Origin of the sequence: Xanthocytophaga agilis (assembly GCF_030068605.1) — a bacterium.
GTDB lineage: Bacteria > Bacteroidota > Bacteroidia > Cytophagales > 172606-1 > Xanthocytophaga > Xanthocytophaga agilis.
Window position 1 is genome coordinate 184,409 of the sequence record NZ_JASJOU010000010.1, and the last position, 18,670, is coordinate 203,078.

Annotated in this window: 15 protein-coding genes; 6 read left to right on the top strand and 9 right to left on the bottom strand. The window is 39.4% G+C overall.

Annotated elements, in window-relative coordinates; genetic code table 11:
- Positions 1–125: 125 nt before the first annotated feature.
- Positions 126–881 carry a TerC family protein gene (locus QNI22_RS25565; protein WP_314514973.1) on the bottom strand — a complete coding sequence of 252 codons (756 nt, stop codon included), beginning with the start codon at positions 879–881 and terminating at the stop codon, positions 126–128.
- Positions 882–1,146: 265 nt separating this feature from the next.
- Here QNI22_RS25565 and QNI22_RS25570 point away from each other — a divergent pair, with 265 nt between their 5' ends.
- The 4 genes from QNI22_RS25570 (at position 1,147) to QNI22_RS25585 (ending at position 6,375) form a co-directional block, all read left to right on the top strand.
- A complete protein-coding gene (locus QNI22_RS25570) occupies positions 1,147–1,506 on the top strand; it encodes a BlaI/MecI/CopY family transcriptional regulator (RefSeq protein WP_314514976.1) in 360 nt (119 codons plus the stop codon).
- A 36-nt stretch (positions 1,507–1,542) separates the two neighbouring features.
- Positions 1,543–3,285 carry a M56 family metallopeptidase gene (locus QNI22_RS25575; RefSeq protein WP_314514979.1) on the top strand — a complete coding sequence of 581 codons (1,743 nt, stop codon included), beginning with the start codon at positions 1,543–1,545 and terminating at the stop codon, positions 3,283–3,285.
- 81 nt (positions 3,286–3,366) lie between these two features.
- Positions 3,367–5,757, top strand: a complete 2,391-nt coding sequence (alr, locus tag QNI22_RS25580) for an alanine racemase (protein WP_314514982.1) — start codon at positions 3,367–3,369, stop codon at positions 5,755–5,757.
- Between the two features lie 141 nt (positions 5,758–5,898).
- Positions 5,899–6,375: a WbuC family cupin fold metalloprotein gene (locus QNI22_RS25585; protein ID WP_314514985.1), complete on the top strand. Its 477-nt coding sequence runs from the start codon at positions 5,899–5,901 to the stop codon at positions 6,373–6,375.
- Between the two features lie 48 nt (positions 6,376–6,423).
- Here QNI22_RS25585 and hemC read toward each other — a convergent pair whose 3' ends face one another.
- From hemC to QNI22_RS25615, 6 genes are all read right to left on the bottom strand, one after another.
- Positions 6,424–7,371, bottom strand: coding sequence for a hydroxymethylbilane synthase (gene hemC, locus QNI22_RS25590; RefSeq protein ID WP_314514986.1), 948 nt, complete (start codon positions 7,369–7,371; stop codon positions 6,424–6,426).
- A 172-nt stretch (positions 7,372–7,543) separates the two neighbouring features.
- Complete coding sequence (locus QNI22_RS25595; protein WP_314514987.1) at positions 7,544–8,443, bottom strand: flavin reductase family protein; 900 nt, start codon at positions 8,441–8,443, stop codon at positions 7,544–7,546.
- A gap of 15 nt (positions 8,444–8,458) precedes the next feature.
- A complete protein-coding gene (gene fahA, locus QNI22_RS25600) occupies positions 8,459–9,697 on the bottom strand; it encodes a fumarylacetoacetase (RefSeq protein ID WP_314514989.1) in 1,239 nt (412 codons plus the stop codon).
- A gap of 193 nt (positions 9,698–9,890) precedes the next feature.
- Entirely contained in the window at positions 9,891–11,030 is a 1,140-nt protein-coding gene (gene hppD / locus QNI22_RS25605) for a 4-hydroxyphenylpyruvate dioxygenase (RefSeq protein ID WP_314514991.1), read from the bottom strand.
- A gap of 41 nt (positions 11,031–11,071) precedes the next feature.
- Positions 11,072–12,247: a homogentisate 1,2-dioxygenase gene (locus QNI22_RS25610; RefSeq protein WP_314514993.1), complete on the bottom strand. Its 1,176-nt coding sequence runs from the start codon at positions 12,245–12,247 to the stop codon at positions 11,072–11,074.
- 337 nt (positions 12,248–12,584) lie between these two features.
- Positions 12,585–13,232, bottom strand: coding sequence for a cysteine hydrolase family protein (locus QNI22_RS25615; protein ID WP_314514995.1), 648 nt, complete (start codon positions 13,230–13,232; stop codon positions 12,585–12,587).
- A 257-nt stretch (positions 13,233–13,489) separates the two neighbouring features.
- Between QNI22_RS25615 and QNI22_RS25620 the strand changes: the two genes are divergently transcribed.
- Both QNI22_RS25620 and QNI22_RS25625 read left to right on the top strand, forming a co-directional pair.
- Complete coding sequence (locus tag QNI22_RS25620) at positions 13,490–16,525, top strand: FAD-binding and (Fe-S)-binding domain-containing protein (protein WP_314514998.1); 3,036 nt, start codon at positions 13,490–13,492, stop codon at positions 16,523–16,525.
- A gap of 22 nt (positions 16,526–16,547) precedes the next feature.
- On the top strand, positions 16,548–16,937 hold the full coding sequence (locus QNI22_RS25625; RefSeq protein ID WP_314515001.1) for a hypothetical protein: 390 nt from the start codon (positions 16,548–16,550) through the stop codon (positions 16,935–16,937).
- Between the two features lie 80 nt (positions 16,938–17,017).
- Here QNI22_RS25625 and QNI22_RS25630 read toward each other — a convergent pair whose 3' ends face one another.
- Together QNI22_RS25630 and QNI22_RS25635 are read right to left on the bottom strand one after the other, a co-directional pair.
- The gene (locus tag QNI22_RS25630; RefSeq protein WP_314515004.1) at positions 17,018–17,416 is read right to left on the bottom strand and encodes a nuclear transport factor 2 family protein; all 399 of its coding nucleotides are present in this window, start codon (positions 17,414–17,416) and stop codon (positions 17,018–17,020) included.
- Between the two features lie 747 nt (positions 17,417–18,163).
- Positions 18,164–18,511, bottom strand: coding sequence for a hypothetical protein (locus QNI22_RS25635; protein WP_314515007.1), 348 nt, complete (start codon positions 18,509–18,511; stop codon positions 18,164–18,166).
- Positions 18,512–18,670: the final 159 nt, after the last annotated feature.

The following is an 18,670-nucleotide window of genomic DNA, read 5'->3' on the forward strand; positions in this document are numbered from 1 at the left end:
CACTCCTTGTGCCATTGCTTTCCGATGAACTATGGTAAATAAGGGAGTAGAATCAGGATTTCGGGATGTAAAAAAAGCCATCAACTTTCGCTGATGGCATTGGAAATGTATATGAAAAGTTATTATCAATAATCTTTCAATTCCTGATTGCGCAGTTTGACAGGCTTTGTTCGTTTACGGATCTGCATATTAATGATTTCAATTAATACAGCAAACGCCATTGCAAAATATACATATCCTTTATCTATATGGAATCCGAATGCTTCCATTGCCAGCAAGAATCCAATCATAATCAGAAAGGACAATGCCAGGATTTTGAATGTTGGATGACGGTTGATAAAATCATTGACTGCTTTCGCAAATATTGCCATAATAATAGATGACAAAATCACGGCAATGATCATGATAGGCACTTCTTTGACCAAACCAATAGCAGTCAGGATAGAGTCAAATGAAAACACCAGGTTAATAACAGTAATCTGTAAGATTACCCAACCTAATGCATTGCCGTCATTTGCTTCTTTAGTAGTCATTTGTGCTTCTTCTTCTCCCTCCAGCTTACCATGGATCTCTGAAACACTTTTTCCTATCAGAAAGAATCCTCCTACCAGCAAAATCAGATCCTTACCTGTAAAATCTTTTTCAAAAATTGTGAACCAGGGATCTTGTAATGCAATAATCCAGGAAAGGCCAAATAATAACAGTATTCGAATAACCACTGCCAGGATTAATCCTATATTTCTTGCCTTTGCTTGTTTTGCCCGAGGTAACTTATTAGATATGATGGAAACGAAAATAATGTTATCAATCCCTAACACTATTTCCAAAAGTGTCAGGGTAAACATGCTAATAATTGCTTGTGTAGTGAATAATGACTCCATAAAATTGATTAATGGTTGATTGCAGTGTTGATGGCCTGTTTGATCAAATGTAACCCATCTAAACAAATCGACAAAAGAAAATAAAGAAATAGTGTTAGCAATAAACAGATAACCAGCGTTTTAAAAAATACTTTTTTCCATGTTGTCTTACACTGTCGTTTGTGACCAGAAGGTATTCAGTTTTTTTTGGTACTCAAACTATAGATCCCGTTTAAAAACTATAAAAATAGTTTGATAACTATAAAAATAGTTTTACATTTACTTTATGGAAAAGTTAACAGCAAAGGAAGAAGAGATTATGCAGGTAGTATGGCAGGTAGGTAAAGGATTTGTCAAGGATTTTATGGCTATTATATCCGAACCCAAGCCACATTATAATACACTCTCTACCATAATTCGCAATCTGGAAGAGAAAGGTTATATCGCCCATAAAGAGTATGGAGGTAGTTATGAATACTATCCTCTGATAAGTAAAGAAGAATACCGTCAGGCTTTTATAGGTAAGATGATTGCCAGTTATTTTGATAACTCTTACAAAAGTCTGGTGTCGTTTTTTGCCAGGCAGGATAAAATATCAGCTGAAGAATTGAAAGAAATATTGGATATGATTCAGAAAAAGCAATAAGATTCTGAAAACCAGTTTTATTTAAATGAATTACCTATGATTTTTCTGTTCTTTTTAGTCAAATCCAGCTTCCTTTTAGGAATGTTTTTTGGATTGTATTGGCTAGTAATACGCCATGATACATTTCATCACAGTAAACGATGGGTTTTACTGAGTGGCCTTGTATTCAGCATACTGCTTCCTTTAGTAAAAACGGATTTATTTCACTTTGCATCAATCTCAGGAACAAAGAGTGCATCAGCCATAAGTGCATCACTGGACTACTGGCTTTTAGTTAAACAACATATCAAAAATATAGGAAATAATACATATGTGGAAGATTATCCTACTTCAGGACTTGTAAGCTGGGTCATTTACATTTACAGTGCCGTCTCAGCAATTTTTGCTATATGGTTCACCATTCGTGTATGGGCAATAGTAAGATTACTCATATCCTGTCGGTTTCAGCAGGCAAATGGTTATAAGTCTGGTATCCATACCCAGGTAGAAAGCCCGTTCTCCTTTTTTAACTGGATACTTCTACCTCCTTCTTTGAAGGACCAACATTTAAAACAACAAGTCCTGGCACATGAATCAGCACATGTAAGGCAGGGACATACATATGATATTCTTTTAGCAGAGTTGTATACCATATTTTTTTGGTTCAATCCTGTTACCTGGTTCTACAAACAACAGATGCGTCTTAATCTGGAGTTTCTTGCAGATCAAACTGTACTTCAAACAGGTATCAGCAGCCAGGATTATCAGTTAAGTCTTCTAAAAATCAGTTCGCAAACATCTGACTTTGTTTTAACAAGTCATTTTCATCATTCTTCACTAAAATCACGTATCCATATGATGAATCGTAAAAAATCTTCCGTTCGAGTATATGCTAAATATAGTGTATTCCCAGTTCTGACATTAGGGTTATTCTTTCTGTTTCAACTAGTTCATGCCCGAAATACAACCGTAATCCCCATTTCACTTACGGATCTTAAACAGGTCATTTCTTCGACTTCAGATAATATAACTACACCAGTAAAACAAGGAGAAAATAATCATTCAACAGGTCACCTATTAAAAGGTTGGGTTAAAGATACAGATACAGGCAAACCTATAGTTGGTGCCATTATTTATCCGGTTGATGAAACATATGGTACCACAACGTCAAAAAACGGAGGCTTTACATTAAATATTCCAAAAAGCGAAGTACAGATGATTGTCAAACATCCTGACTATTTGGAGATGCCTCCACAAGCTATTACTCTATCAGGTCAATCTTCTACAGAAAAAACGATCTGGATGAAAATTAAGCCAGCTCTCAGTATTTCTGCTGATGCCTCTCTAGATGGGCCAACTACATCATTCCCTAATACATTTACAATCTCAACTGATCCCCTCTACATTGTAGATGGTAAAAAGGTCACCTCAACAGATGTAAAGAAAATTGACCAATCAACAATCGAAGCTATTGATGTATTGAAAGGGCAGAAAGCAATAGACAACTATGGGGAAGAGGGAAAAAATGGTGTTGTAATCATTACACTCAAACATGGAAATGGATCTAAAGAAGATTCTGGCATCGATATACGAGTCAAACCATCTAACCTGTCAAACCAGAATGAAAAGAACCCTCCGCTTTATATTGTGAATGGCAAACAAATAACAAAAGAAGAAATGAAGAAAATTGATCCTGAAACTATAGAAAGCATTAATGTACTCAAAGATGAAAATGCGACAAAAAAATATGGAGATAAAGGAAAAAATGGAGTAGTAGAAGTTAATCTGAAGAAAAAATAATCTTCTGAAAGTAGTCTGGTGATACCCCACAAGGTTTTAAAAATCCTGTGGGGTTTTGTTTTGACAGCCTATCTTTGTGGCATGTTATATTTCAGCCAACTTCTAGAAATTACTAGTGGAAAAATACTTTCTGCTACAGCAATATCTACACCTATTGAACATTTGTTGATTGACAGTCGCAGATTAACTGCCCCGGCTACTTCCTTATTTTTTGCTATCAATGGAGAACGACATGATGGTCACCAGTTTGTAAAAGATCTCTATGCAAAAGGGGTTCGGCAATTCATTATTGAAGAAAATAATTCCTATATCTCAACAATAACAGACTTAAAAGATGCATCTGTAGCAATAGTCCCTAATAGCGTAAGAGCTCTTCAACAAATAGCGGCATCGCATCGAAACCAGTTTGCTATTCCCATAATAGGAATAACAGGTAGTAATGGGAAAACTATTGTCAAAGAATGGCTCGCTACTTTACTCAGCAAGAGGTATCAGGTTGTTAAAAGTCCACGAAGTTATAACTCACAGGTAGGAGTACCCTTATCGGTCTGGCAGATCAATGCCTCCCATACGTTGGGGATCTTTGAAGCTGGAATTTCACAACCAGATGAAATGATATATCTGGAAAAAACTATACAACCAACAATTGGCATATTTACCAATATAGGTACTGCCCACGATGAAGGCTTTATCAGCAGACAACAAAAGATTGCTGAGAAAGCAAAATTATTTGAACATTGTGATGCAGTAGTTTATTGTGAAGAGCACACTGAAATTCACAAATACCTTTCTGCTCATTTGCCCAATCACATAAAACGATGGACCTGGAAAAGGATAGATACTTCGCTGACATCTATGGGAAAAGGAGAAGGAGAAAACCTTATGCATTGTATTACTTTAATGCAACATCTGGGAATTAGCCAACCAGAGATAGAAACGCAATTACAACTGATACACCCGGTATCGATGCGACTTGAATTGAAACAAGGCATCAGAGGCTGCTATCTGATTGACGATACCTACAACAATGATCTTGCTGGCTTACAGATTGCACTTGATTTTCTGAGTAACCAACAACAACGAGCAAAAAAAACAGTTGTATTATCTGATGTACTGGAGTCAGGCGAACCTGAAAAGCAGCTTTACACACGTATTGCAGAGTTATTACATTCCAAAAATATAGACAGACTTATTGGAATCGGAGAAATACTATCACGCAATGCAGATTGTTTTGACATCCCGACACTTTTGTTTCCTACTACTGAAGACTTTTTAAAAAAAGCAAGCACATTATTCTCCAATGAACTCATTCTTATAAAGGGAGCCCGAACCTTCCGGTTTGAACGGATTATCCAGAAACTTCAGCAAAAAACACATGGCACCGTGCTGGAAATAAACCTGGATGCTATTGTACATAATCTCAATTACTTCCGTAGTAAACTCAAACCGCACACCAAGCTTATGGCGATGGTCAAGGCTTTTGCTTATGGCAGTGGCAGCGCAGAAGTGGCCAGCTTACTCCAGTTTCATCGGGTAGACTATCTGGCAGTGGCCTATGCAGATGAAGGAGTTATACTTCGCGAAAATGGTATTACTCTTCCTATAATGGTAATGAATCCATCAGAAGAAACTTTTCAGCAAATAATTGATTACCAGTTGGAGCCAGAAATTTACAGTCCACGTATATTGCAGGAATTCCTCAATTTTCTGGAAAACAATGACCAATCGGCTAAGATTCATCTCAAGGTTGAAACAGGCATGCATCGTTTGGGCTTTGAGGAAGAACATATCCCTCAATTAATTGACAAGCTTCAACGAAATCATCATCGTATACAGGTTGCAGCTATTTTTAGCCATTTGGCCGCATCTGATGATCCAGCGGAGAGAGAGTATACACTTCAACAAATTACACAGCTTGACAAAATTTCTTCTCTGCTGATAGAAGCACTGGGCTATGAACCTATCCGGCACATTGTCAATTCTGCGGGAATTGCCCACTATCCGGAAGGACAATTTGATATGGTACGCTTAGGTATAGGGCTTTATGGAGTAGGAGCAAATGAAGCAGAACAGGAACATTTAAAGACGGTAGGAACACTTAAAACCACAATATCACAAATCAAACATGAAAAACCTGGTGACACTGTTGGTTATGGACGCCGGGGCAAGGTAACCAGAGATAGTACTACTGCAACTATTGCGATTGGTTATGCAGATGGATTTGACAGACGTTTTAGTGTTGGCACAGGCAGTGTATGGATTAATGGTCAGCTTGCACCTGTAATAGGTAGCGTGTGTATGGATATGAGTATGGTAGATATCACAGATATTGAAGCACAGGAAGGTGATGAAGTGATTATCTTTGGAGAGCAACTTCCTGTTCAGCAACTTGCAAAATGGGCAGGTACAATTCCATATGAGCTCATGACAGGGATCAGCGAACGGGTTAAACGTGTATTTTATACTGAGTAAGATATTATCAAAGAAGAGAAAGATAGGCAAAGATAACTCAAAAAATACTGTTGATGCCTTTCCTCTTATGGCATACAACTTCAAAGGATAAGAATATTGTAATAAATAGTATCTTTACAAAAATCAAATCATTCATTTTCAATGTTCATACCTATTAATCAGGCTTTACTGGATCAAGTTACAGAGAAAGCACGAACTGTACCACGTCTACGAATGAATCACAACTTTCACCAGACACCAACGGATCTGCTAAACCGGATGTTAAATGCTATGGAGCCTGGGACATATGTAAGACCTCACAAACATGAGAACCCCGATAAAAGGGAAGCTTTCTTAATCTTACGGGGTAGAATTCTGGTAGTGGCGTTTGATGAAAAAGGGGAAATCAAAGATCATGTAGAATTAAATCCTGTCCTGGGAAACTTTGGTCTGGAAATTCCTCCACGTACATATCACACCCTTATAGCATTAGAAACAGGATCTGTACTTTATGAGCTTAAAGATGGACCATACAATCCTACAGATGATAAGCAATTTGCCCCTTGGGCCCCGGAAGAAGGAACTACAGAAGCAACAACATATATGGAGAACCTTCTAAATTGGTTTAATCAAAAATAATGTCAAGTCCTATCGAGTCATAACCTCACTAGGACTTGACATTATTGCCTATTTATTCACGGCCTGCTGTTCTCGTATCTTCCGTAAAATCTCAGCGCCACCTGAACTTAAAACCTCATCAGCCATCTGAGATCCCATTATTTCAGCATTAGCAGATGATTGCTGTAAAGTTTTAGAAACCAGACGTGTGCCATCCAAACTAATAATTCCAGCATGTAGTGTAACTAAATCTTCTGAAGTAGAAAAGGTTGCCAGCCCAAAAGAAGGAATACTACATCCTCCCTGCAACCTATTCAGATAGGCTCTTTCTGTCCGCAAAACGACTTCCGTTGTCTTATGATTAATCAGCTGTCGAATTTTGCTCCGTTTGGTATCCTCCAAACTTTCTGATGCTTCGATAGCAATACTTCCCTGTCCAACCGCAGGAGTAAAAGTATCTGTAGGCATATAGGCTACAATATGTTCATCATAATTCATACGATGGACTCCGGCATAAGCCAATAACAATGCATCACACTGGCCTTCCTGAAGCTTTCTCATCCGTGTTTGCAGATTGCCTCTCATATCTGTTGTTCGCAAATAAGGATAATAGTGCTGCAACATGGCGATCCGACGTGTAGAGGAAGTTCCAATCACCCAAGGTTTATTATCTGTAAGGGAAATACTCTTATTAAAGCTAACAAGTACATCATTTACTCTTTCCCGTTCTGTGAATGCGATAATTTCCAATCCAGCGGGTAGTTCTGATGGTAAATCTTTTGCACTATGAACAGCAATATCTATTCGATGATTATAAAGAGCATCTTCTAGTTCTGCTGTGAATACACCTTTACTGCCAATCTTAGATAATGAACGATCCAGAATCTTGTCTCCCTGAGTCTCAATTGCGATAATCTCTGTGGATACACCTCCCTGTGACAAGAGATTTGCAACATGATGAGCTTGCCATAAAGCTAACGCACTTCCACGAGTACCAATTCGAATAACGTCTTTCATACAATAAATTTTGTTCAAATTTACACACCATTTCATTGGCATGTATTCATTCAATCAACTTTATTTCAATCACTTTATAAAAGTGATGTTACCTTTGAATAACGTCTTTCTGGCAGATACAATAAAGAAATTACCTATTATGAAAACTTACACTTTGCCAGGATTTAGATAATCATCTTAGCTGTAGTAAGGTCTTCCAGGCGTCTTCTACCTGTCCGGCTTCTAATAACTCCTTTGCCAGTTGATGCAGGTGATCTTCCAATGACTCTGTATGGTGCGAAAACCGTTCAAAGATCTCTGCAATGCGAGGGTCGTTTGCAAAGGCCGACACAGCACCCTCATCTGGTATGATTTCCGTATTGCCTAACCTTCCCAGATTATTTCCTGTCAGAATCCGACTGTTACGGATACGAAAAGGAATCTGGTCTACTCCTATTCCTTTTTTCTGATTAGGCTTAGGTACTATAAACAAAGACTCGCTTGATATATGGGCATAGTAATCTCCGCCCATTCTGGCAACCAGATCCAAAGCTCTGGGATCTGCCCTTTTACCGGATGCATCCAGCACTTGTTCCTTCACATGAACCAACAATACTTCACAAACAACCAGTGTACCAGCTCCCCCACCCGTTCCTAACGGGATAATCTCATTTACCCGACACTCCAGGCTAGCCGGGCTTTCAGCTACCCGTGGCGGCTTCACACTCTTGGAAGGTACTGGTGTAAGCCCAGCCTTGATAAATTCGTTTACGCCTTTCTCGTATTCGACACTAGCCAGAGATGTTTGTTCTACTATACTATAATTTACAATGTTAATAACTACCTCCGGTACTTCCAGCACATTTTCATAGGTGTGTTTGGTAGTAGCATCCCTCCCTCTGCGGGAAGGCGAAAACACCACAATAGGCGGATTGGTACTGAACATGTTGAAAAAGCTGAAAGGACTCAAATTGACATTGCCCAAAGCGTCTACTGTACTGGCAAAGGCAATAGGACGAGGACAAACTAAACTTTGCAGCAGTCCCTGACTTTCCATAATGGAAAGTTTAGAAAAATCAAATGTATGAATCATGCTATAATTCCGTAGTTACAATGATGGCAGTAATTTACCACGTACTTCCCCAAAACCAATTCGCAATCCATCTTTTTCACAAAAACCCTTCATAACAACAGTATCATTATCCTCCAAAAACTTTCTTTCTACCCCATCTAAAAAAATTAGTGGTTTTCGTCCTCCCTCTGTAAGTTCCAGTAATGATCCCCAGCTATCTGCACTTTCACCCGATATTGTGCCAGATGCCATTACATCCCCTATACAAAGGTTACATCCATTGACAGTATGATGTGCCAGTTGCTGACAAATGTTCCAGTACAGATACTTAAAGTTGGATCGGCAAACTATCTGCTCTGTTGTACCTTCCGGCTGAATGGCTACTTCAAGCTGAATATCAAAAGAGTGCTCCCCTTCATATTGCAGGTATGGCAATACGGTAGGATTCTGAACCGGACTACCTGTTCGGAAAGGTTCCAGTGCATCCAGAGTCACAATCCAGGGAGACACAGAAGAAGCAAAGTTTTTTCCGAGAAATGGTCCCAGAGGCTGGTATTCCCATCCCTGAATGTCACGGGCAGACCAGTCGTTAAATAAAAAAAAGCCAAAGATATGCTCTTCAGCCTGACTAGTAGAAACAGTTTGTCCTAAAGCCGTTTCCTTGCCTATGACAAAGGCAACCTCCAGTTCAAAATCCATTCGTTTGGATGGGCCAAAAGTAGGTACATCAGCATCTGCCACTTTTCGTTGTCCTTTAGGTCGGTGAATGTCAGTTCCTGATACCACAATCGAAGACGCTCTCCCATGATAGGCTATGGGCAAATGTTTCCAGTTGGGCAAAAGTGGATTATCCGGTCGGAATTGTTTCCCTACGTTAGTTGCATGTTCTATACTGGAATAGAAGTCTGTATAGTTACCAATCTGAACAGGCATCTGTAAAGTAGCATCCGCCTGCCTGATCAATACCTGGTCGCGATAGGGTTGCAACTCCTTATTGCTTTCCAAGAGCAATTCAGTTATTTTTTGACGGGCTACTTGCCATACAGGCTTCCCCAGTGCTATAAAGGCATTTAAGTATGAGCTACCAAAAACTTCAGCAGCATTGGGTATCTCTTCCAGCAAGCCGACCTCTGCCACTGCATGAAGGTCCAGAATGTAATCTCCTATCGCTACTCCTGCACGAGGATGTTGTCGGTTAATCTGAAAAATACCATATGGCAGATTCTCTAATGGAAAGTCGCTTCCTTCTGGTATCGGTACCCAGGATTTTTTCATAACTAGTATTCGTTTGTTGGTCTTTCGTTTAAATGTAGAGGATTTTTCAACTACAGCACAATGAAGAAACAACAACGGTGTGGCTTTGCATACTACAGATACAAAGCCACACCGTTGTTGTCTATCGCTAAAAATTACATCTTTCTCTTATACCTTTTTTCTCTAACAGACAATGTTATTTATAATAGGCTTGCTACAATGTACCTCTCAACTCCTGTTCGCGTTCTATCGCTTCAAACAAAGCTTTAAAGTTTCCCTTACCAAATGACTTAGCACCTTTCCGCTGAATGATCTCAAAAAATAATGTTGGTCGTGGCTCTATTGGCTTTGTAAAAATCTGCAACAGATACCCCTCATCATCACGATCTACCAGAATACCCAGTTCTTTAATTGGTTTCAGGTCTTCGTCAATCTCCCCGACCCGATCCAGCAGATCTTCATAGTAGCTGGCAGGCACTGATAGAAACTCCACTCCTCTGCTTTGCAGGGCGGTTACAGTTTCAATGATATTATTTGTAGCTACTGCAATATGCTGGATGCCTGGTCCATGATAAAAATCCAGGTACTCTTCTACTTGTGATTTCTTTTTTCCTTCAGCAGGTTCATTTACCGGAAACTTAATCCGTCCATTTCCATTACTCATTACTTTGCTCATCAAGGCTGTGTATTCGGTAGAAATGTCTTTGTCGTCAAAGGAGACCAACTGTGTAAAGCCCATCACCTTGGCATAAAACTCCACCCACTTATTCATTTCATTCCAGCCTACATTGCAAACCATATGGTCTACATACTCTAGTCCCAGTGGAGAGGGATTATAGTTTGAGTCCCATTTGACAAAACCTGGCAAGAAAGTACCCTGATAGTTTTTCCTTTCTATAAATAAATAGGTTGTATCGCCAAACACCTTAATGCCACTCTTCTTTGTCTCTCCAAACTCGTCTTTTTGAGTAACAGGTTCTATATAAGGTATAGCCCCCCGCTTCACCGTTTCCTGAAATGACTTTTCGGCATCATCTACCCATAAGGCCACCGATTTTACCCCATCTCCATGATCATCAATGTGTTTTCCTATAAGAGTCCCGGGTTTTAATGGAGACGTCAATACTAATCGGATCTTTCCTTGTTGTACTACATAACTCTCACAGTCTTTTGATCCGGTAGAGAGGCCTGCATACGCTAATGACTGAAATCCAAAAGCCGTTTTATAAAAATGTGCAGCTTGCTTTGAGTTGCTAACATACAGCTCAATATAGTCGGTACCATTGAGAGGCAGAAAGTCTTCCGCATCCGGAAAAACCTTCTCAATATCAGGAGAAGTTACTGAAACATCCATACAATTATGATTAGTTTGTTGATATAAGTGTCTGATAAAAATCAGTTGATTGCTTCATTCTCACTAAGCCACGACAGGTAATATTTACCATCGTCAAGTTTTAATGCCTCTTCTGTCAACATCAATGGACGAAAGGTATCTACCATCACAGCCAGTTCTTCGGTACGTGTTTTGCCAAGGCTACGCTCCATCGCACCTGGATGCGGCCCATGGGGAATCCCTCCCGGATGGAGCGTAATATGACCTTGAGCAATATCATTGCGACTCATAAAATCCCCATCTACGTAATACAAAACTTCATCCGAATCAATATTGCTATGATTATAGGGTGCAGGAACTGCCTTGGGGTGATAGTCGTATAATCTCGGACAAAATGAACATACAACAAAGGCACTGGTCTCAAACGTAAGATGTACAGGAGGTGGCTGATGCACTCTGCCTGTAATAGGTTCAAAATTATGGATCGAAAAGCCCCAGGGATAATTGTATCCATCGTATCCAACCACATCAAACGGATGATAACCATACATCAGTTCGTGCAAATATCCTTGTTTCTTTATTTTTAATAGAAAGTCGCCCTTTTCATTATATGTTTCCAGCTGTTCAGGCAGCTTATAATCCCGTTCACAATACGGGGAATGCTCCAGTAGCTGTCCAAACCAGTTCCGGTATTTCTTGGGAGTATAGATAGGATGATGACTCTCAAGATAGAGTAACCGATTGTCTTCTGTAGTAAAGTCAATCTGGTAAATCATTCCTCTGGGAATGATCAGATAGTCACCGTATTCAAAAGAAATATTTCCAAGCATAGTACGTAATACTCCACTTCCCTTGTGGATGAATAACAGTTCATCGGAATCTGCATTCTTGTAGAAATAATCACGCAACGATTTACGGGGAGCGGCCAATCCAAAAATCAGATCCGTATTTACCAGCAGTGGTACTCGTGACTCAAGGAAATCATCAGCAGGCGGCACCTGAAATCCAATCAGTTTACGGGCTTTCATATTACGGTCCACTGCCACCTTAGGGGTAATATCCTTTGACTCTCCTACCTGTTTGACCTGTGTGGGACGATGCAGATGATAGAGCAAGGAAGACATACCTTCAAACCCTACAGTCCCAAATAATTCTTCATAGTACAATCCTCCATCTGGCTTCTCAAACTGTGTATGCCGTTTGGTGGGTAGCTTTCCTAGTTTGTGATAAATAGGCATAGAATCTTTGGTTAAAAGCAATAACTTCAAGAATCCTTCTAAAAATATTTCAATTCAAAACAAAAATAATTATTTTTTTAGATAAATATATCCTCTATGGGAGAATATTATTTTTCTGGCCAGATTATACCACAGAGAGAATTTTAGTAGATTAGATGCAGTTCAGTACGGGAGAACCTGGAAAAGTAGGGACTCAGTGGAAGATTGATGATTGGAACAACAAACTACGGAATATGGATTTATCAAAACAGAACCAGTACCTATACTCTCTAAAAGTACAGGTACTGGTAAAAATCACATCCCACACTCGGGATGATCATGTTGCGATATAGATATATTAATTATACCCTCTTCCACCTGTAGATTCAACCACCAGCTTTCCTTCCAGCTCTCCAATAAAATCTACTCCTTTCATAGGTTGTGAAAACATAGGATAATCTTTCTCACAAGCCATCTTTTGTTCTTCTTCACTTAAGGTAGCGGTGCAATCTGTTAATGTGATTACTTCATAACCCAGTTCGTATCCGGTACGCATAGTAGACTCTACACAGCAATTTGTCAAAAATCCAGCCAGGGCGATGGTTTGAATACCCCGACTACGCAGAATAAAATCTAGATTGGTGCTGACAAATCCATCCAGTCCACGCTTTCCTTCAATGATTATATCTTCTGCCTGAGGCTTTAACACATCTACAATTTCTACTCCCCATGTCCCTTTACGGAAAGACTTGCTATCTACTACACCCTTCAGAATACCATAGGGTTGACGACGTAATTCGTGGTAGCCATCTGTAAACGAAATAGGCACATGCATGATCTGTGCCCCCATTTCACGGGCTTTCGTTACCACATTAACAGTATTTGCCAACATATTAGTGGATTGCATCACGCCTTTTACAGCATCATGCAGACTTCCGCCCGGACTTGTAAAATCATTTTGGAATTCGATTAGAACAACCGCGGTTTTTTCAGGAGTGAGATTCATAGCAGTAAGGGTTAAGTTAAATACACAACAAAAACGTTTTAAGTTACCTATTTGTTGAAAAGAATTGATAAAAAATAGTATTAATTTATTGTAAACTGTCTCGATAAATGGAGATCTCTTTATTTGTCAGGTATTCTATTGCTTTCTGAATGACAGTGTTACAAACTTATATCTAGTATCAGTTTTGTAAAAACCTGTAGTACCTGTGTCAAAATTTATCAGTGTAGTCATTACATTTGTACAAATTGTTTACCTGCATGGAAGATCGTTTTCAACTACTGGCTAAAAAATTAAGTGGCGAACTATACTGGGATAACGTTATGCGTACCGTTTATGCAACAGATGCATCCGCATATCAGGAAACCCCATTGGCAGTGGCCCATCCTAAAACCAATCAGGATATACAAACACTCATTCGCTTTGCGGATGAAAATCAGATTACTCTTATTCCGAGAGCTGCCGGAACATCACTGGCAGGACAAGTGGTAGGCAAGGGACTGGTAGTAGATATATCCAAACACATGACCCAGATACTGGAGATCAACGAAAAGGGACGATGGGTACGTGTACAGCCAGGTGTTATTCGGGACGATTTAAATAAAGTACTATTACCATATGGTTTATTTTTTGGTCCGGAAACATCTACTGCCAGCAGGGCAATGATTGGTGGTATGGTTGGGAACAACTCCTGTGGACTTCATTCTATTGTCTGGGGCACTACCAGAGATCACCTATTGGCAGTAAAAGGATACCTCAGTGACGGTTCAGAAGTGGAGTTTCGGGAACTGACAGACAAAGAGTTTGAGCAGAAGAAATTCAATCCACTCGACTTTGGTGTTTCTAACTTCATTGAACAGATACCTGCCAACCGAAAGTTTGAACACCGTATTTACAATCGACTGGATCAGCTACTTTCCAATACGGAGAACCAAACCGCTATTACCGATAATTTCCCTAAACCTACTATCCGGCGAAGAAACAGCGGGTATGCATTAGATGCATTTCTGCCTTATTATAAAGGAAGTTCTCCAAACAAATTTAATCTTTCAAAGCTCATTGCAGGATCGGAAGGCACACTGATGTTCCTTACTGAGATCAAACTAAATCTCCTACCCCTTCCACCAAAAGAAACAGCGATAGTATGCATTCATGCAAACTCCATTGATGAGGCCTTACGCGTGAATCAGCTTGCTATGCAGTACCATGCTCCTATGGCCTCTGAACTGGTAGATAAGTATATACTGGATTTTACCAACGGACATCCGGAATATCATAAAAACCGTTTCTTTATTGAAGGAGATCCTCAGGCTATACTGATGGTAGAATTTATGGAGGAAACTCAGGAAGCCGTAGCACAGAGAGCAGAGAAATTGGTAGCAGACTTGAAACAGGCAGGATTAGGTTACGCCTATCCGGTTATCTATGGAGAGCCTACCAAACAAGTCTGGGATGTGAGAAAAGCAGGCCTGGGACTCATACGAAATCTTCCGGGCGATACCCAACCTGTAAATCTGATCGAAGATTGTGCTGTAGATGTAACGGATCTGCCAGCCTATATACGTGAACTGGAACAACTTCTTCAGCAATATAATCTCACCTATTCGATGTATGCCCATGCAGGAGCAGGCGAACTGCATGTAGAACCGATGATTAACCTTAAGACATCAGAAGGCAATTCACTTTTCAGGGAGATTTTAGCTAAGACAGCAGCTCTGGTAAAAAAATATGGAGGCGCGCTAAGTGGTGAACATGGTGATGGTCGTTTACGCGGAGAGTTTATCCCTTTTATGATGGGTGATAAAGTATATCAACTCTTTAAAGAAGTAAAACGGATCTTTGACCCTAATGGCGTTTTCAATGCAGGAAAAATTGTAGATACTCCTCCTATGAATGCCTTTCTGCGGTATAAGCCCGATCACTCATATGCCAATGTAGATACCGTCTTTAGTTTTAGCCGACAGGAAAATGTACTTCGTCTTACAGAAAAGTGTAGTGGTTCCGGAGATTGCCGCAAAACGCATCTTACAGGAGGTACGATGTGTCCAAGCTACATGGCAACCCGTGACGAAAAAGATACTACACGTGCACGTGCCAATAGCCTGCGGGACTTTTTAACCAAACTTCCCTCTTCCTATGCAGGATCAGAAGGTGGCAAAGCAGCCTTTATGGATAAGGCGGGACAGGGTGTAGCCCGTCGGGCCAGGGTAGTAAAAGAAGTAATGGACTTGTGTCTGAGCTGTAAAGGATGTAAGTCTGAATGTCCATCCAATGTAGATATAGCTAAGCTGAAGGCTGAATTCCTGCAACATTACCATGATGTAAACGGCATTCCGCTTCGAAGTTGGCTGGTTGGAAACTTCGCCAAACAGATGCAGGTAGCTTCTATGACTCCCTGGGTTTATAATATCATCTTTGGTACAACAGCCATCCGAAAAATCGCTAATCGATTTGCAGGTTTTCATCCTGACCGCACAATGCCATTACTGGCTAAAACGCCTTTGAAGAAATGGTATGATGCTAGAGTACTGGAACAAGCAAATCATCCTGTTAAAACGAATTCTTCCAAAGTTGTCTATCTGTTTTGTGATGAGTTTACGAACTTCAATGATGTAGAAATTGGCAAGAAAACCATTTTCTTACTGGAAAAACTGGGTTATACGGTAATTATCCCGGAACACCATGAAAGTGGCAGATCCTATCTTTCTAAGGGAATGGTTCGGGATGCACAAACGTTGGCAGTTAAAAACGTAGAGTTATTAAAAGATCTTATCACAGCCGAGGCGCCTCTCATTGGTATTGAACCTTCTGCGATCTTGAGCTTTCGGGATGAATACATTGATCTCGTACCCGAATCCTTACAACCAACAGCCATAAAACTCGCCGAGAATGCATTACTGATCGAAGAGTTTTTTGTTCGGGAAATCAATGCAGGCAATATCCGGAAAGAGCAGTTTAACCAGGAAAAACGCCTGATCAAATTGCATGGACATTGCCATCAGAAAGCACTGGCTTCTGTTGTCCCTACAAAGAAAATGTTATCGCTACCAGCTAACTATGAAGTACAGCTTATTCCTTCAGGTTGCTGTGGTATGGCGGGATCCTTTGGCTATGAGAGAGAACACTATGCTGTATCTATGAAGATTGGTGAACTGGTGCTATTTCCAACCATTCGTCAACAACCAGAAGATGTTATTATTGCCGCACCAGGTACAAGTTGCCGACATCAGATTCATGATGGTACACATCGCAAGGCACTGCATCCGGTTGAGGTATTATTTGAGGCCTTAGTATAACAGCCATTTTATTATCAACTCTATGCCATTCCTTTTTCAGGAAGATAAGTTAAAACTAACCCTGGAGCATGATGTGCTGCTGGCATTAACAGATGCAATTAAAGAGGTAGCCGACAATCTGGACATAAACATAGAGTATCGGTATGAATACTATGCCACCAAGAGTTCATATACGGAAATTGCTATGTTACGGGACCTGCATTGGCTACATCATCAGTTTATACGCAAGCTAGAAACGTCCTATCTCAATAACCGAAGGAAGGTAAGTATCAGCCTACCCATAAGCTACATCTATCTGCTACACAAACAGGTCATTCATAACTTTAACAACCATTATCTGCAACAAGCCATTGACCAGATAGACAAGCTGATCAAATCCTATAAGTTCTCTGACCGCCTGGATTTGCGATAGTAGATAATCGTTCTTGTATCTACTGAAAGTAGTAGTATTTATATCAACAATTGATTTCTGGTATCCAGACAAAAATGGGCTTAGCCTTGAAATGTTTCAGTAACAAGTTGAGTATCCATATACTCATTTAGCTCCTGTAGCTTGCCTTCTGCAATGCGACATACCCAGCAATATTTATTATTGTATAATTTACCATCCGGAGTAGTGTTTTGCCCTGTGGCTTCTACCACCACATACTCATCATCTGCAATGAAACGAGTGGCAATAACTTTATAAGGTGGTTTTAAGGTAGTTCTTACAGCTGCCCATAACTCGCCTAACACAGCTTGTTTCCCATCGAATGTTTTGGACCATTGACCAGATCCCATCCATGTCCAACGCATAGTATCAGCCATGCTATCTATAAATGGTTGATCGTTCCCTTGCGAAAGTTGATCAAATATATACTGCATCAACTTTTTGTTGTCACTCGTATTCATTTTGAAACTTCTGTTTAACTATTTTCTACAAATACACTCTTATACACTTCCAATATTGGATTCTATAAATCAAATGTATATCAAAAGAATTAGTCAGGCAGGACGCAATTATGACAAAATAGAGGTGCTTTACGACAAAGCAAGGTTTCCCCTTTCAGAAATTATATATATTTTATAAATCTCTGTAAAACTAGCTACGTCATCACGATAACTGTAAGATTGTAAGCAATTAGGCTGAATAGTGTAAGTTCAAGCGGAGTATGAAGATGATTCTTTGATTTAAAAAATAGTCTACTAATTAGCCTCATCAACAATGGTTGATTTTTATAATGCAGAAAGTCCAGCTACTCCAAAAAACCTAAGGATTGGATCATTCACAATTCCCATCTTTAGCATTATCATGCACATGTAAATGAGAATATCCTGTAGATCAAATATTGCCCACATATTCAGATAAATACATGGAAGTATAGCAATCCATCTCAGCGTTCTATTCTTCGTTTTAAATAATAGATAATAATCTAATAAAAAAGTAAGAAATATTCCTATAGTCGTCAATACAAGGTAGATAGATAATGATAGGTAAAATGCTATATTGACATAGTGAAGTAACGACTGAATAAATAGCTTTACCAAGAAATACACAAAAATTAGAACTATTCTTTTATCTTCTTTTGCAACAAATATCTCCTTTACATGCTTTATCATTGCAGAGGAAATTGTAGTAAGAATTTTCAGAATAGGTATTCATGCGTAATTGTTTAATTTATCTCTGAAACTATGGTAGATACTTGCCAAGACAACACTAACTAAAAACATAGAAGTTAGTCGTATGCTAGTCAGAAATTCTCTGCTCAGAGAATAACAGAGAACTAACAGGCCAAATCCTATAATGAGAATGATCCAGATTCGTATCAGAATTTCTGAAGAAGTGTGTTGAGTCAGGTATCGTTGAGCTATTTTGCAAATGCCAAGTAGAGGTAAAGAAAAAATAAAACCACCAATAGCAACAAAAAAGAATGTTGCTGTAAACTCAATAGTTTCCAGTAATCCAAGATGACCTCTTAGTATATCTCTGATAGTTATTTTATGCATAGCAGAGAATAGAGTACAAATGAGAGGATTGATAAAAACACTTGTCAACCAAACTTTACGCAAATAGGATCTACTCATTGGGAAATATTGGGTGACTTCTCACCATTAACTATATATTGATAACTTAATTCTGTTAAAAGTAAGTGTTATATCCTTCTA

Bases quoted from the DNA above. Each gene is read 5' to 3' on its own strand.
- QNI22_RS25565 (WP_314514973.1), bottom strand. From the start codon at position 881: ATGGAGTCATTATTCACTACACAAGCAATTATTAGCATGTTTACCCTG.
- QNI22_RS25570 (WP_314514976.1), top strand. From the start codon at position 1,147: ATGGAAAAGTTAACAGCAAAGGAAGAAGAGATTATGCAGGTAGTATGG.
- QNI22_RS25575 (WP_314514979.1), top strand. From the start codon at position 1,543: ATGATTTTTCTGTTCTTTTTAGTCAAATCCAGCTTCCTTTTAGGAATG.
- alr (WP_314514982.1), top strand. From the start codon at position 3,367: ATGTTATATTTCAGCCAACTTCTAGAAATTACTAGTGGAAAAATACTT.
- QNI22_RS25585 (WP_314514985.1), top strand. From the start codon at position 5,899: ATGTTCATACCTATTAATCAGGCTTTACTGGATCAAGTTACAGAGAAA.
- hemC (WP_314514986.1), bottom strand. From the start codon at position 7,371: ATGAAAGACGTTATTCGAATTGGTACTCGTGGAAGTGCGTTAGCTTTA.
- QNI22_RS25595 (WP_314514987.1), bottom strand. From the start codon at position 8,443: ATGATTCATACATTTGATTTTTCTAAACTTTCCATTATGGAAAGTCAG.
- fahA (WP_314514989.1), bottom strand. From the start codon at position 9,697: ATGAAAAAATCCTGGGTACCGATACCAGAAGGAAGCGACTTTCCATTA.
- hppD (WP_314514991.1), bottom strand. From the start codon at position 11,030: ATGGATGTTTCAGTAACTTCTCCTGATATTGAGAAGGTTTTTCCGGAT.
- QNI22_RS25610 (WP_314514993.1), bottom strand. From the start codon at position 12,247: ATGCCTATTTATCACAAACTAGGAAAGCTACCCACCAAACGGCATACA.
- QNI22_RS25615 (WP_314514995.1), bottom strand. From the start codon at position 13,232: ATGAATCTCACTCCTGAAAAAACCGCGGTTGTTCTAATCGAATTCCAA.
- QNI22_RS25620 (WP_314514998.1), top strand. From the start codon at position 13,490: ATGGAAGATCGTTTTCAACTACTGGCTAAAAAATTAAGTGGCGAACTA.
- QNI22_RS25625 (WP_314515001.1), top strand. From the start codon at position 16,548: ATGCCATTCCTTTTTCAGGAAGATAAGTTAAAACTAACCCTGGAGCAT.
- QNI22_RS25630 (WP_314515004.1), bottom strand. From the start codon at position 17,416: ATGAATACGAGTGACAACAAAAAGTTGATGCAGTATATATTTGATCAA.
- QNI22_RS25635 (WP_314515007.1), bottom strand. From the start codon at position 18,511: ATGCATAAAATAACTATCAGAGATATACTAAGAGGTCATCTTGGATTA.